The following is a 12,718-nucleotide window of genomic DNA, read 5'->3' as shown; positions in this document are numbered from 1 at the left end:
GCTTGCCAGCGAACGAGTGCAACTCCCCCATCTTTTTTTGTCATTTCGGCTCTCTCCGAGGACAACCCCGCTCCCACAGGTCCGGTGTCACGCCTGAGAGTTCGGTGGGCGTCGATGTATTGCAGGGCGCAGAACGCCAGGCGCTGCTGGACGTGCTGGAGGCAAAATACTGGCACATGACCCGTGTTGCCGAACACCTGGGCATCAGCCGCAATACCTTGTATCGAAAACTGCGCAAACACGGTATCGCCAGGGCCGGTTGAGCGAAACAGCGGGTGCGATTTCCCTCGCCCTGGGCTACCCTGCCTCGATGTTTTGCGAGGTCGACCATGCACATTCACATTCTCGGTATTTGCGGCACTTTCATGGGTTCGCTGGCGGTGCTCGCCAAGGAGCTCGGCCATCGCGTCACCGGTTCCGACGCCAACGTCTATCCCCCGATGAGCACTCAGCTCGAGGCCCAGGGCATCGAGCTCACCCAAGGCTACGATCCGGCCCAGCTGGAGCCGGCTCCTGACCTGGTGGTCATCGGCAACGCCATGTCGCGTGGCAACCCTGCCGTGGAATACGTGCTGAACAAGGGCCTGCCCTATGTCTCCGGCCCGCAGTGGCTGGCCGACCACGTGCTGCAGGGCCGCTGGGTGCTGGCAGTGGCCGGCACCCATGGCAAGACCACCACCAGCAGCATGCTGGCCTGGGTGCTGGAGCATGCGGGCATGAGCCCGGGCTTCCTGATCGGCGGCGTGCCGCAGAACTTCTCGGTCTCGGCGCGCCTGGGCGGCACGCCGTTCTTCGTGGTCGAGGCCGACGAATACGACAGCGCCTTCTTCGATAAGCGGTCGAAGTTCGTGCATTACCACCCGCGCACCGCGATCCTCAATAATCTTGAGTTCGATCATGCGGATATCTTCCCGGATCTGGCGTCCATCGAGCGGCAGTTCCACCATTTGGTCCGTACCATTCCGAGCGAAGGCCTGGTCATCCACCCGACCACCGAACAGGCGCTCGAGCGGGTCATCGGCATGGGCTGCTGGACCCCGGTGCAAACCACCGGCGAAGGTGGCCAATGGCAGGCGCGCCTGCTCAGTCCGGACGGTTCGCGCTTCGAAGTGCTGTTCGACGGTGAGGTGCAGGGCGTGGTGGACTGGGCCCTGACCGGTCAGCACAACGTCGCCAATGCCCTGGCCACGCTCGCGGCGGCGCGCCATGTCGGCGTGGTGCCGGCCATGGGCATCGACGGCCTCAGCGCGTTCAAGAGCGTCAAGCGGCGCATGGAGAAGGTCGCCGAGGTGCAGGGTGTGACCATCTACGACGATTTCGCCCACCACCCGACCGCCATCGCCACCACCCTCGACGGCCTGCGCAAGCGTGTGGGCGAGGCGCCGGTGATTGCGGTGATCGAACCGCGCTCCAACTCCATGAAACTGGGCGCACACCGTGATGGCCTGCCGGAGAGTGTCAACGATGCCGACCAGGTGATCTGGTACGCCCCGGCCAACCTGGGCTGGGACCTGGCCGCCACGGCAGCGCAGTGCTCGGTGCCGAGCGTGGTGGCCGACAGCCTCGAGGCGATCATCGAGCGGATCAAGGGCCAGGCACGTCCGGACACCCATGTGGTGATCATGAGCAATGGCGGCTTCGGTGGCCTGCACGGCAAGCTGGCCGAGGCCCTGAAGTGAGCGGCCCGGAGCGCATCACCCTGGCGATGACCGGTGCTTCCGGGGCGCAGTACGGGCTGCGCCTGCTCGATTGCCTGGTGCGCGAGGACCGCGAGGTGCACTTCCTCATCTCCAAGGCTGCGCAGCTGGTGATGTCCACCGAAACCGACGTGGTGCTGCCGCCCAAGCCGCAGGCGATGCAGGCCTTTCTGACCGAATACACCGGCGCTGCCGACGGGCAGATTCGCGTGTATGGCAAAGAAGACTGGATGTCGCCGGTGGCTTCGGGCTCCGGCGCACCTGCGGCGATGGTGGTGGTGCCCTGTTCGACTGGCACGCTGTCGGCAATCGCCACCGGTGCCTGCAACAATTTGATCGAACGGGCAGCGGACGTCACGCTCAAGGAGCGCCGCCAGCTGATCCTGGTGCCGCGTGAAGCGCCGTTCTCCACCATTCACCTGGAGAACATGCTCAAGCTTTCGCAGATGGGCGCGGTGATCCTGCCGGCAGCGCCGGGCTTCTATCACCAGCCGCAGACCATCGATGACCTGGTGGACTTCGTTGTCGCACGGGTGCTCAACCTGCTGAACATACCCCAGGACATGTTGCCGCGCTGGGGCGAGCATCATTACGGGGTCGATGATTGAAGCGCGCGCTGGCAGGCTTGCTGCTGCTGGGCAGCCTGGGTGGTTGCGCGACAGTACGAACGCTGGACGCCAACCAGCCTGGGGCGCCGGTGGTATATGCCGGCACTCGCCTGGACCTGTATGTGATCAATGGTGGGTGCTGCCCGCGGGATCATTTCGGCGCGGATGCGCCGGCATATCCACGGTTGGATCTGCCGGGGAGCATGTTGCTGGATACCGTACTGTTGCCGCTGTCGTTGCTGACGGCGGTCGGGGTGGGGTTCAACGCCCGCGGCGGCCTGTAACGGCCCTTTCGCGGGTAAACCCGCTCCCACAGGGACCGCACCGTCTTTGCATTCTGTGCAGTCCTGGTGGGAGCGGGTTTACCCGCGAAGAGGCCTCTGAAGGTATTGCTATTTCTTGCCCAGCTTGCGCAACTCGTCAGACTCGACCACCCGAATTCCGTCCTCTTCCTCCAACGCCAGCCGCCACAGTGCCCGGGCCAGGGTGCAGGCCTCGATGCCGCGGTACTTGCCGGGAATCAGCCTTGCGAAAGGCCCGGCCAGTTGCTCGGCCAGCCGTGGCTCGAGCCGCTCACCCAGCAGCAGCGATGGTCGCACGATGGTCAGTTGCGGCCAGTCCTGAGCCTTGAGCGCCTCTTCCATCTCGCCCTTGACCCGGTTGTAGAAGATCGATGATTTGGGGTCTGCACCGAGCGCGCTGATCACCAGCAGATGGCGTGCGCCCATCTCGCGGGCGCGCTTGCTGAAGGCCACGACCATGTCCAGGTCCACTGCACGGAAGGCGGTTTCCGAACCGGCCTGCTTGAGCGTGGTGCCCAGGCAGCAGAAGGCGATATCGACGCGCCCGGCCAGTTGCGGGAGAAACATCGCCGGGTCACCCACCGGGTTTTCCAGGTGCGGATGCTTGGCCAGCGGCCTGCGGGTAGGCGCCAGCACACGGCTGATGGTGGGTTCGTTGAGCAGGCGGTCGAGCAGGTGTTCACCCGTAAGACCCGTGGCTCCGGCAAGCAGGACATGCTGAGGCGTCAAGTACATGATGTCTCTCCCTTGTTACAGCTCAGCTTAGCGGGTTCCAGGCTTTTTTGCCTGCTCCGGCGCGGCTGGCTGGGCCTTGTTTTTCAAGGCCTCCTCGGCTTGCTGCCGGCGCAGGCGCTGCCAGTGCGCGAGCACCTGCGGTGGTGCCCAGATCTGCGGCTCGGAGGCTTCGAAACCTTCCCTTCGTTCCCGTTCGGCAACGCTGTTGCGCGCCAGTTCAAACGCTTGTTTCAGATCGTCGGTCTGATTCAGTGCCTGGGCGAACAGGGCATCGCCGAAATAGGTGAAGTCGGCTTCTTCGGAGCAGCCGAACGAGACCCGGTCAGGGCGCGCTGCAGTCATGATCAGCGTGCGATCATCCTTGAGCGGGGCGATGTAGCCACCTGAATAGCAGGCGGAGATGACAATCACCTTGTCGCGATCTTTCAGCGGGGCGAGGGCGTTGGCCAGTTCGTCGGCAGACAGGTCGGCCAGTTGCAGGCGCGGCTGGTCGAGCACCAGTTGGTGGTCATGGCTGCCGTGGCTGGTCAGGTAGACGAACACGATATCTTCCGGGCCGCTGCGTTCGGCCAGGGTGCGGGCGGCACGGGTGAGGTTCTCGCGGGTGGCCATTGGCCGGTCGGCCAGATGGTCGCGGTGATTGACCAGGGTCACCTGGCCACGGGCGCCGAAGCGCACTCTGAGCATGTTGCTGACATAGTCGGCTTCGCGCAGGAACACGCTCTGCTGGCCATCGCCGGCCAGCACCAGGCTGTACAGCTGGATGGGTGGGGCCGAGCGTGGCACCTTGGCCAGGGCCTCGTCGAGCAGCTTGCCCTGGTTGAGCAGGGCCAGGTCCAGCGGGTCGGGCAGCAGCGTGCCCTTGTCGTCGCGCACGCGCACGCCGTTGATCCACTGGCCGGCCTCGACACGGCCATCGGCCTGGATCAGCCGGCCGCTGCCCTGGTAGGCATCGTTGTCGAAACCGCCAATGTACTGGCTGCCGTCGGCCAGGTGCAGATGACCCTGGCCAGAGAAGCGCCAGTCCTGGAAGCCGCCCTTGTAGCGGCTGCCATCGCTGCCCAGCAGCTCGCCCTGGCCGCTGAGCGCGCCATCCTTGAAGTCGCCGATCCACACGTCGCCGTCGGCGTTCTCGTAGCGGCCGCGGCCTTCGAGGCGGTTTTCCTTGAATTCACCGATGTACTGCTCGCCTTCGACGCTGTCGTAGGTGCCGGCACCTTCGAGCTGGCCGTCGATGAAATGGCCGCTGAACTGGTTGCCGCTGGCATCGCTGCGCACTCCGGCGCCATTGGGCTTGCCCTTGGCGAACAGGCCTTGGTAGCGGCTGCCGTCAGCCAGCTCGAGCTGACCGGCGCCGTCGTACTGGTCGTCCTTGAACTGGCCGCGGTAGGTCTGGTCGTGCTGCTTGAGGGTGCCTTCGCCGTCGCGCCGGCCATGCTTGAAGGTGCCGGCGTAGTGGCTGCCGGGGGTGGTCAGGTCGCCCAGGCCTTCGAACAGCCCAGCGGCGAATTGGCCGCGATAGACCTCGCCGTTGCTGCCGTGCCACTCGCCCTGGCCGTGCCACTGACCGTCCTTGAACGTGCCCGCATACCAACTGCCGTTGGGGTAGTCGATGCGGCCTTCGCCCTGCAGCAGGCCATTGACCACTTCGCCCCGGTAGCGCCCGCCGTCGGGCAGGCGCGCGTCCGGCGGCGACAGCGGTTCGCCTTCGCCGCAGGCAGCGAGCAGCAGGATCAGGGTCAGGGGCAGCAGCGGGCGCATGGCGTAATCCGGGCACAAAGGTGCGCCGAGTATGCCGCAGAATCGGAGCGTGAGACAGCCGTGGCCGGGGCCGCCGAACGGCCCCGGTGCTGCCTCAGACGAAGCAGAGCGACAGTGGCTCGGCGATGTAGGCCGGTTTTTCCTGGCCTTCGATCTCGAGGGTGACGGTGGCCTTGAGCAGCCATTGGCCGGGCTTCTTCTCGGTGGCGTCGGTGAGTTCCACCTTCAGGCGCACGCGGCTGTCGACTTTCACCGGCTGGATGAAGCGCACGCTGTCCAGCCCGTAGTTGACCACCATCTTCAGGCCCTCGGGCAGCACGAGGATGTCTTCCATCAGCTTGGGAATCAGCGACAGGCTGAGGAAGCCGTGGGCGATGGTGGAGCCGAAGGGGGTCTTGGCGGCTTTCTCCGGATCGACATGGATGAACTGGAAATCGCCGGTGGCCTCGGCGAACAGGTTGATGCGCTGCTGATCGATCTTCAGCCATTCGGAACGTCCCAGTTCCTTTCCAACGTACTGCGAAAGCTCTGCAACAGGTACATAGGGCATCGCGACTCTCCAGGTTGTCTTTTGGTACGAAGGTGCAAGATCACCACGGCGCACCGTTGCGGTCAAGTTCTTCCCTTTTCGGCGAATATCGCCTTATACAGGCAGGACGCGTGCTTATAATGGCGCCCGATGCCCCAAGGAGATGCTTATGCTGTTGCGTGGATTGACCTGGCTGGTGATGTTTCAGTTGCTGGGCACGGCGATCAATCACCTGGTACTGCCCATGTTGCCGGGCCCGATCATCGGCTTGCTGTTGCTGCTGGCCTGCCTGATGATCCGCGGCGAAGTTGGCAAACCGCTCAACGAGGCCGCCAGCAGCCTGCTGCGTTACCTGCCGTTGCTGCTGGTGCCGCCAGCCGTCGGCGTGATGGTCTATGCCCGCGACATCGCCGCCGACTTCTGGGCCATTGCCGGTGCGCTGGTGATCTCCTGCCTGGTCACCCTGGTGTTCGTCGGCGTACTGATGCAGAAGCTGATCCATCGCCACGGCAAGCACGAGGAACAGCCATGAGCCTCGACTGGCAGGGTGCATTGCAAGCCGTCATTCACCACCCGTTGTTCGGGATTGGTATCACGCTTGGGGTTTACCAACTGGTACTTGCCGGCTACGAGCGCACCCGTTGGATCTTCCTGCAACCGGTGTTGGTGTCGATGCTGGTCCTGATCGGTGTGCTGCTGGCGTGTGGCATCGACTACAGCGAGTACAAGCGCAGCACCGAGATCCTCAATATTCTCCTCGGACCGGCCACTGTGGCCCTGGCGGTCCCGCTCTATCTCAACCTGCGGCGTATCCGCCAACTGTTCTGGCCGATCTTTACTACGCTGGTAATCGGGGGAGTGTTCGCCACCTTGGCCTGCGTGACGCTGGGCTGGTGGTTCGGCGCCGAACACATGATCCTGATGACCATGGCGCCCAAGTCGGTGACCTCGCCCATCGCCATGCTGGTGGCCGAGCAGATCGGTGGCGTAGCGGCATTGGCGGCGGTATTCGTGCTGATCACCGGGGTGATCGGCGCCATCTTCGGTCCGGCCCTGCTGACGCGCTGTGGTGTGCTCAGCCCCGAGGCGCGGGGTATGGCCCTGGGCGTCACCGCACACGCGGTGGGCACCTCGGCGGCCTTGCAGGAAAGTGATGAATGCGGCGCTTTTGCCGCACTGGCGATGAGCCTGATGGGCGTGGCCACGGCGGTGTTCCTGCCGCTGGCAGTCAGTCTGGTGGCTTGAGGAGTCGAGATGACGTTACCGCTGTTCCCCCTCAATACCGTGCTGTTCCCCGGCTGCCTGCTGGACTTGCAGATCTTCGAGGCGCGTTACCTGGACATGATCGGCCGCTGCATGAAGCAGGGCGAAGGTTTCGGGGTGGTGTGCATTCTCGAAGGCGAGCAGGTCGGCAAGGCGCCGGCAGGCATCGCTGCGTTCGGCTGCGAGGCGTTGATCCGCGACTTCGTGCAGCAGGACAACGGCCTGCTGGGCATTCGCGTCGAAGGTGTGCGGCGCTTCAGGGTGGAGCAGACCGATGTGCTCAAGGATCAGTTGATGGTCGGCGAGGTGCAGTGGCTGGCCGAACTGAGCGACAGCCCGCTGGGCGAGCAGGATGATGACCTGCTGGCGCTGCTGGTCGCGCTGGGCGAGCACCCGATGGTCGAGGCGCTGGACATGCCGCGCGAGGTGGACGGGAGGCAGTCGCTGGCTAACCAACTGGCGTACCTGCTGCCGTTCATGGAAGAGGACAAGATCGACCTGCTGGCGATCGATTCGCCGGCGCGGCGTCTGGAGCGGATTCAGACGCTGCTGGAGCGGATTCAGGGCGAGTTGTTCGCCTGAAGCTGCGGGTTGCCAGCGTCAGGGCCGGCAACCCGCGCATCACTTCAATACTGATAGCGCAGCAATGCCTTGGGCAACGAGTGCATGGCGAAGAACGCCAGCAGCGCGATACACGCCGGCAAGATCAGCCACCACACCTTCTGCGGCATTGCCCTCAGTGGCTCGCGATACTGCACCAGCGTCAGACTGGCCGCACACACGCAGCACGCCAGCAAGGCCCCGGCCAGGATGTCGGTGGGCCAGTGCACACCCAGGTACACCCGTGACAGCGCGATCGACAGCGCAGGCAGCACCCCCAGCAGCACCCAGGTCAGGCGCATGCGCGGCGGCTGGCCGCGACCGGCCAGCACCGCCAGTACCAGGAAGAACGCAAAGGATGCCGAGCTATGCCCGCTGGGCATGCTGTAGCTGGTCAGTGGATCGGCCAGCACTTCCGGGCGCGCCCGGGCGAACAGCCATTTCAGCGAGCCGTTGCACAGCGCGGTGCCGATCAGTGCGCCCCCGGCGAACAGTGCATGGCGCCATTGCCGTGCCAGGAGCAGGAGGCCGGTCAGCAGGCCGCCGAGGAAGAACTGGGTCTTGAAGTCGCCCAGGCGGGTGACGATGACCACGGCGCTGTCGAACGCCTTGCTGCGATGTTCCTGGACGAGGGTCATCACGCCCTGGTCGAACTCGTGCAAGTAGGGCCAGCCGAGAAATATGCCCGCCAGTGCTACCAGGCTCAGGCCGGCGATCAGGCGGGTGCCGTGGCGCTGGTCGCGGATGCTGGCGTTGAAGCTCAGGGCCACCAGCACCGCCAAGCCACCGGCGACGATCCCCGCATCCAGCCAGAAGCCTTCCGGCAGCGGCAGGCGCATGGCGGCACCGGTGGCCCAGCCAGGCAGCAGGTAGGCCACCGACCAGCCAGCACCGGCCACCAGGCTGACGGCGATGAAGCGCGGCAATGGCATGTCGAACATGCCAGCAACCATCGGCAGCATCGGCCGCAGCGGGCCGATGAAGCGGCCTACCAGCAGGCTGGCGATACCGTAGCGCTGGAAGTAGGTTTCGGCGCTGCCGATCCATTCGGGGTGGTGGCGCAGCAGCGGCAGGCGCCGGATGTTCTGGTGGAAGTACTTGCCGATGGCGTACGACATGGCGTCACCGAGCATGCCGCCGAGAAAGCCCAGCAGCAGCGTCTCGCCCAGGCTGAAGGTGCCGCTGCCGGCCAGCACCGCTACAGCGAACAGCAGCACCGTGCCGGGCACGATGATGCCGGCGATGGCCAGGCACTCGATGCAGGCGATCAGGAAGATGGCCAGGCCAAGCCACTGCGGGTTGGCGCTGAGCCAGCCGGTCAGGCTGTCGAGCCATTGGCTCATGGTGTCAGTTTCCTTGTTCCAGAATGAAGAAATCCCGTCCTTCGACCTGGCCCCGGCGTAGCGGGTTCCGGGTGCAGAAACGAGCGAATTCGGCGTCCACGAAGCGGTACGGCAGGTGTTCGTCGCGGCCGTGGGGGATGCCCAGGCGGGTGGTCTGGATCACGCGTGGCACATTGATTGCGCAATCTTCGACATAGAGCCCCTGCGGGTCGAAACGGCGGGCGTCCCAGTCCGGCACCTTCAGGCCCAGGGCGCGGCACAGCAGGGTCTGGCCGGCGCACAGGCGCTCTGCCGGGCGCAGGTTGCCGTTGGCGTCCGGGTTGTTCAACTGCATCTGCGCCAGGCTGTTGTCATCGGAGAGGGCGTCGACCCAGGGGTAGGCCGACTTGATCAACACCGCGTTGCCCGGCCCGTGGGCGCTGAAGTTCAACGAGTCGCCGCCGCGGGCGTAGTACATGTAGATGTGCCCGCCGTCGAGGAACAGCGCCTTGCGCTTTTCCGTATAGCCGAGCGAGGCGTGGCTGCCCTTGTCGGTGAGGTAGTAGGCTTCGGTCTCGATGATGCGGGCGGCCAGCCACAGATCGCCGTGGCGGTGGCGGATGACCTTGCCGAGCAACTCGCGGGCGAGGGTCTGGGCATCGCGGTCGAAAAAGCGGTCGGGCAGGGCGCGGGCCGGGCAGGGGACGGGCATGTTGGCGGTTCGTGGTGGCGAAGGCGGGGATGATAGCAATGAAAGGCTTAATCGAGGCTGAATCAGGTTGTAACCGGGTTGATCTTCCCAGGGTTTAGTCCGCGTCCCCCCAGGCTACGCCACTCCCGGTAGGAGCGGGCTTGCCCGCGAAAAGGTCGACGCCGAAGTGGGTCAATTCCGATACCCTCAGTTACATCTTTCCTACATATTTCCGCTGCCATCTTCTACCATCCGCCACCCGCCGCTGGGCGTACCCGAGCGCGGCAGTTATAATCAGCCGATTTCCCCTTCGCCAAGACACCGAACCCATGACCGAGTCCGTTCTTGACTACATGACCCGCCTGGGTCGCGCCGCCCGTGAGGCCTCGCGGGTGATCGGCCGCGCCAGCACTGCGCAGAAGAATCGCGCCCTGCAGGCCGCTGCCGACGCGCTCGACGCTGCCCGCGCCGAGCTGACCGCAGCCAACGAACAGGACCTCGCCGCAGGCCGTGCCAATGGCCTGGAGCCAGCACTGCTGGACCGTCTGGCCCTCACCCCGGCGCGCATCGATGGCATGATCACCGGCCTGCGCCAGGTGGCTGCGCTGCCGGACCCGGTCGGTGCGATCCGCGACATGAGCTACCGTCCGTCGGGCATCCAGGTTGGCAAGATGCGCGTACCGCTCGGTGTGATCGGCATCATCTACGAGTCTCGCCCGAACGTGACCATCGACGCTGCCAGCCTGTGCCTGAAGTCCGGCAACGCGACCATCCTGCGGGGCGGCTCGGAAGCCATCCACTCCAATCGCGCCATCGCCACCTGCATCCAGCGCGGCCTGGCCGAAGCCGGCCTGCCACCAGCCGTGGTACAGGTGGTCGAAACCACCGACCGCGAAGCCGTCGGTGCGCTGATCAGCATGCCGGAGTTCGTCGATGTCATCGTCCCGCGTGGTGGCCGTGGCCTGATCGAACGTATCAGCCGCGATGCGCGCGTGCCGGTGATCAAGCACCTGGACGGCATCTGTCACGTTTATGTCGATGCCCACGCCGACCTGGAAAAGGCCGCGCGCATCGCCTTCAACGCCAAGACTTACCGCTACGGCATCTGTGGCGCCATGGAGACGCTGCTGGTCGACGCCAGCGTGGCCCAGGCGTTCCTGCCGGACATGGCCCGCCGCTTCGAAGAGAAGGGTGTCGAACTGCGTGGCTGCGAGCGCACCCGGGCGATCATCGCCGCCAAGCCGGCCACCGAGGACGACTGGCACACCGAGTACCTGGATGCGATCCTGTCGATTCGCATCGTCGATGGCCTGGATCCGGCCATCGAGCACATCAATCACTATGGCTCGCACCACACCGACTCGATCGCCACCGAGCACCAGGGTAACGCCCGGCGCTTCATGGCCGAGGTCGATTCGGCGTCGGTCATGCTCAACACCCCGACCTGCTTTGCCGATGGCTTCGAGTATGGCCTGGGTGCGGAGATCGGGATTTCCACCGATAAGCTGCACGCCCGCGGTCCGGTCGGCCTGGAAGGGCTGACTTGCGAGAAGTACGTGGTGATCGGCGACGGTCAGTTGCGCGGGTCCTGCTGAGTTGAGCAAGGCCCCGGCAGTCCGGCGTATCGGCATTCTTGGCGGCACATTCGACCCGGTGCACATCGGCCACCTGCGCAGCGCGCTGGAAGTGGCCGAGTTCATGGGGTTGGACGAGTTGCGCCTGCTGCCCAACGCCCGGCCGCCGCACCGCGACACCCCGCAGGTGGCTGCCACCGACCGGCTGGCCATGGTGCGTAGCGCGGTACAAGGGGTCGAGGGCTTGAGCGTGGATGCCCGGGAGCTGGCGCGCGACAAACCGTCGTACACCATCGACACCCTGGAGTCGATCCGCAGCGAACTGAACACGCACGACCAGCTCTACCTGGTGCTGGGCTGGGATGCCTTCTGTGGTCTCCCGGGCTGGCACCGCTGGGAAGAGCTGCTGCAACATTGTCACATCCTGGTGCTGCAGCGCCCGGATGCCGATGTCGAACCCCCCGACGAGCTGCGCAACCTTCTGGCTGCGCGCTCGCAGAGCGATCCCACCGCCATGTCCGGCCCGGCGGGGAACATTTCGTTCGTCTGGCAGACGCCGCTTGCGGTGTCCGCCACACAGATCCGGCAGCTGCTGGCCAGCGGCAAGTCGGTTCGGTTCCTGGTGCCGGACGCAGTACTGGCCTACATCGAGGCGCACGGTCTGTACCGTGTGTCCAACTGAGGGCGCCGCAGGGCGCCTCATTACAACGAGTTGAACGAGTTTTATATGACCAAGCAGAAAATCAATGGCGAAGAACTGGTCGAACTGACCAAGGCCGCGCTGGAAGACGTCAAGGCCCAGGACATCCAGGTCATCGACGTGCGCGACAAGCACAGCCTCACCGACTACATGATCATTGCCACCGGTACCTCCAACCGCCAGATCAACGCGATGCTGGAAAAGGTCCGTGAGGCCGTCAAGGCCAAGGGCGCGCAGCCGCTGGGCGAAGAAGGCAAGGGCGACAGTGACTGGGTGCTGCTGGACCTGAACGACGTCATCGTGCACATGATGACCGCCGCTGCCCGTCAGTTCTACGACCTGGAGCGTCTGTGGCTGGGCGCCGAGCAGAGCCGTGCTGCTGATGCCAAGCACCACAGCCCGGAAAACGCCAGCGACTACTTCACCGACAAGCTCAAGGATCGGGAATAAGGAAGCGCCGTGCGTCTGCGTCTGATCGCGGTCGGCTCGCGTATGCCGAAGTGGGTCGAGGAAGGCTGGCACGAGTACGCCAAGCGCCTCCCCGCCGAGCTGTCGCTGGAGCTGGTTGAAATCCCGCTGAACACCCGTGGCAAGAACGCCGACGTTGCCCGCCTGATCCGTCAGGAAGGCGAGGCGATGCTGGCCAAGGTCCAGCCCGGTGAACGGATCGTCACGCTCGAAGTCCATGGCAAGCCGTGGAGCACCGAGCAACTGGCGACCGAGCTGGATCGCTGGCGCCTGGATGCGCGTACGGTCAACCTGATGGTGGGCGGCCCGGAAGGGCTGGCGCCGGAAGTCTGCGCCCGTGCCGAACAGCGCTGGTCGCTGTCGCCGCTGACCCTGCCGCACCCGTTGGTGCGGATACTCATCGGTGAACAGATCTACCGCGCCTGGACCGTGTTGTCCGGGCACCCTTACCACAAATGACTTCGTAAG

The 12,718-nt window shown here is 65.0% G+C and carries 16 protein-coding genes; 11 read left to right on the top strand and 5 right to left on the bottom strand.

Annotation, left to right across the window (positions count from 1 at the left end; genetic code table 11):
- From ACPZMI_RS24850 to ACPZMI_RS24835, 4 genes are all read left to right on the top strand, one after another.
- Positions 1 to 263, top strand: a 263-nt coding sequence (locus ACPZMI_RS24850; protein WP_426353244.1) for a helix-turn-helix domain-containing protein, incomplete at its 5' end; no start/stop codon positions are given.
- A 66-nt stretch (positions 264 to 329) separates the two neighbouring features.
- Positions 330 to 1,679 (top strand): UDP-N-acetylmuramate:L-alanyl-gamma-D-glutamyl-meso-diaminopimelate ligase, encoded by a 1,350-nt coding sequence (gene mpl / locus ACPZMI_RS24845; protein WP_426353243.1) that lies wholly within the window; start codon positions 330 to 332, stop codon positions 1,677 to 1,679.
- Positions 1,676 to 2,305, top strand: a complete 630-nt coding sequence (ubiX, locus tag ACPZMI_RS24840) for a flavin prenyltransferase UbiX (protein ID WP_054892796.1) — start codon at positions 1,676 to 1,678, stop codon at positions 2,303 to 2,305. Before mpl ends, ubiX begins: the two co-directional genes overlap by 4 nt.
- Positions 2,302 to 2,589 (top strand): YceK/YidQ family lipoprotein, encoded by a 288-nt coding sequence (locus ACPZMI_RS24835; protein ID WP_186669238.1) that lies wholly within the window; start codon positions 2,302 to 2,304, stop codon positions 2,587 to 2,589. Before ubiX ends, ACPZMI_RS24835 begins: the two co-directional genes overlap by 4 nt.
- 108 nt (positions 2,590 to 2,697) lie before the next feature.
- Here ACPZMI_RS24835 and ACPZMI_RS24830 read toward each other — a convergent pair whose 3' ends face one another.
- The 3 genes from ACPZMI_RS24830 to ACPZMI_RS24820 form a co-directional block, all read right to left on the bottom strand.
- Entirely contained in the window at positions 2,698 to 3,342 is a 645-nt protein-coding gene (locus tag ACPZMI_RS24830; protein ID WP_186669240.1) for an oxidoreductase, read from the bottom strand.
- A gap of 27 nt (positions 3,343 to 3,369) precedes the next feature.
- The gene (locus tag ACPZMI_RS24825; RefSeq protein WP_186710331.1) at positions 3,370 to 5,103 is read right to left on the bottom strand and encodes a C13 family peptidase; all 1,734 of its coding nucleotides are present in this window, start codon (positions 5,101 to 5,103) and stop codon (positions 3,370 to 3,372) included.
- Positions 5,104 to 5,197: 94 nt separating this feature from the next.
- Complete coding sequence (locus ACPZMI_RS24820) at positions 5,198 to 5,653, bottom strand: MaoC family dehydratase (protein ID WP_426353242.1); 456 nt, start codon at positions 5,651 to 5,653, stop codon at positions 5,198 to 5,200.
- Positions 5,654 to 5,801: 148 nt separating this feature from the next.
- Here ACPZMI_RS24820 and ACPZMI_RS24815 point away from each other — a divergent pair, with 148 nt between their 5' ends.
- From ACPZMI_RS24815 to ACPZMI_RS24805, 3 genes are read left to right on the top strand one after another with little or no spacing between them, the layout of a single operon-like run.
- On the top strand, positions 5,802 to 6,164 hold the full coding sequence (locus ACPZMI_RS24815; RefSeq protein WP_186669247.1) for a CidA/LrgA family protein: 363 nt from the start codon (positions 5,802 to 5,804) through the stop codon (positions 6,162 to 6,164).
- Positions 6,161 to 6,877, top strand: a complete 717-nt coding sequence (locus tag ACPZMI_RS24810) for an LrgB family protein (protein ID WP_063542592.1) — start codon at positions 6,161 to 6,163, stop codon at positions 6,875 to 6,877. Before ACPZMI_RS24815 ends, ACPZMI_RS24810 begins: the two co-directional genes overlap by 4 nt.
- Positions 6,878 to 6,886: 9 nt before the next feature.
- Positions 6,887 to 7,477, top strand: coding sequence for an LON peptidase substrate-binding domain-containing protein (locus tag ACPZMI_RS24805; protein ID WP_426353241.1), 591 nt, complete (start codon positions 6,887 to 6,889; stop codon positions 7,475 to 7,477).
- A 44-nt stretch (positions 7,478 to 7,521) separates the two neighbouring features.
- On the opposite strand, the gene ACPZMI_RS24800 is transcribed toward ACPZMI_RS24805, so the two are convergent.
- Together ACPZMI_RS24800 and ACPZMI_RS24795 are read right to left on the bottom strand one after the other, a co-directional pair.
- On the bottom strand, positions 7,522 to 8,838 hold the full coding sequence (locus tag ACPZMI_RS24800) for a bifunctional DedA family/phosphatase PAP2 family protein (RefSeq protein WP_426353240.1): 1,317 nt from the start codon (positions 8,836 to 8,838) through the stop codon (positions 7,522 to 7,524).
- A gap of 4 nt (positions 8,839 to 8,842) precedes the next feature.
- Positions 8,843 to 9,529 (bottom strand): DNA-3-methyladenine glycosylase, encoded by a 687-nt coding sequence (locus ACPZMI_RS24795; RefSeq protein ID WP_186669253.1) that lies wholly within the window; start codon positions 9,527 to 9,529, stop codon positions 8,843 to 8,845.
- 308 nt (positions 9,530 to 9,837) lie between these two features.
- On the opposite strand from ACPZMI_RS24795, the gene ACPZMI_RS24790 reads away from it, so the two are divergent.
- From ACPZMI_RS24790 to rlmH, 4 genes are read left to right on the top strand one after another with little or no spacing between them, the layout of a single operon-like run.
- Entirely contained in the window at positions 9,838 to 11,103 is a 1,266-nt protein-coding gene (locus tag ACPZMI_RS24790; protein WP_186711433.1) for a glutamate-5-semialdehyde dehydrogenase, read from the top strand.
- 1 nt (position 11,104) lies between these two features.
- Positions 11,105 to 11,764: a nicotinate-nucleotide adenylyltransferase gene (nadD, locus tag ACPZMI_RS24785; RefSeq protein ID WP_186669256.1), complete on the top strand. Its 660-nt coding sequence runs from the start codon at positions 11,105 to 11,107 to the stop codon at positions 11,762 to 11,764.
- Between the two features lie 45 nt (positions 11,765 to 11,809).
- Positions 11,810 to 12,232 (top strand): ribosome silencing factor, encoded by a 423-nt coding sequence (gene rsfS, locus ACPZMI_RS24780; protein WP_054892808.1) that lies wholly within the window; start codon positions 11,810 to 11,812, stop codon positions 12,230 to 12,232.
- A 9-nt stretch (positions 12,233 to 12,241) separates the two neighbouring features.
- Positions 12,242 to 12,709, top strand: a complete 468-nt coding sequence (rlmH, locus tag ACPZMI_RS24775; protein WP_054892809.1) for a 23S rRNA (pseudouridine(1915)-N(3))-methyltransferase RlmH — start codon at positions 12,242 to 12,244, stop codon at positions 12,707 to 12,709.
- The last annotated feature ends 9 nt before the right edge of the window (positions 12,710 to 12,718 follow it).

This window comes from Pseudomonas wayambapalatensis, assembly GCF_049942315.1.
In the GTDB taxonomy this organism is placed as follows: Bacteria; Pseudomonadota; Gammaproteobacteria; order Pseudomonadales; family Pseudomonadaceae; genus Aquipseudomonas; species Aquipseudomonas wayambapalatensis.
The sequence above is the reverse complement of the archived record's forward strand: the minus strand, read 5'-3'. Positions and strand labels throughout refer to the sequence as shown.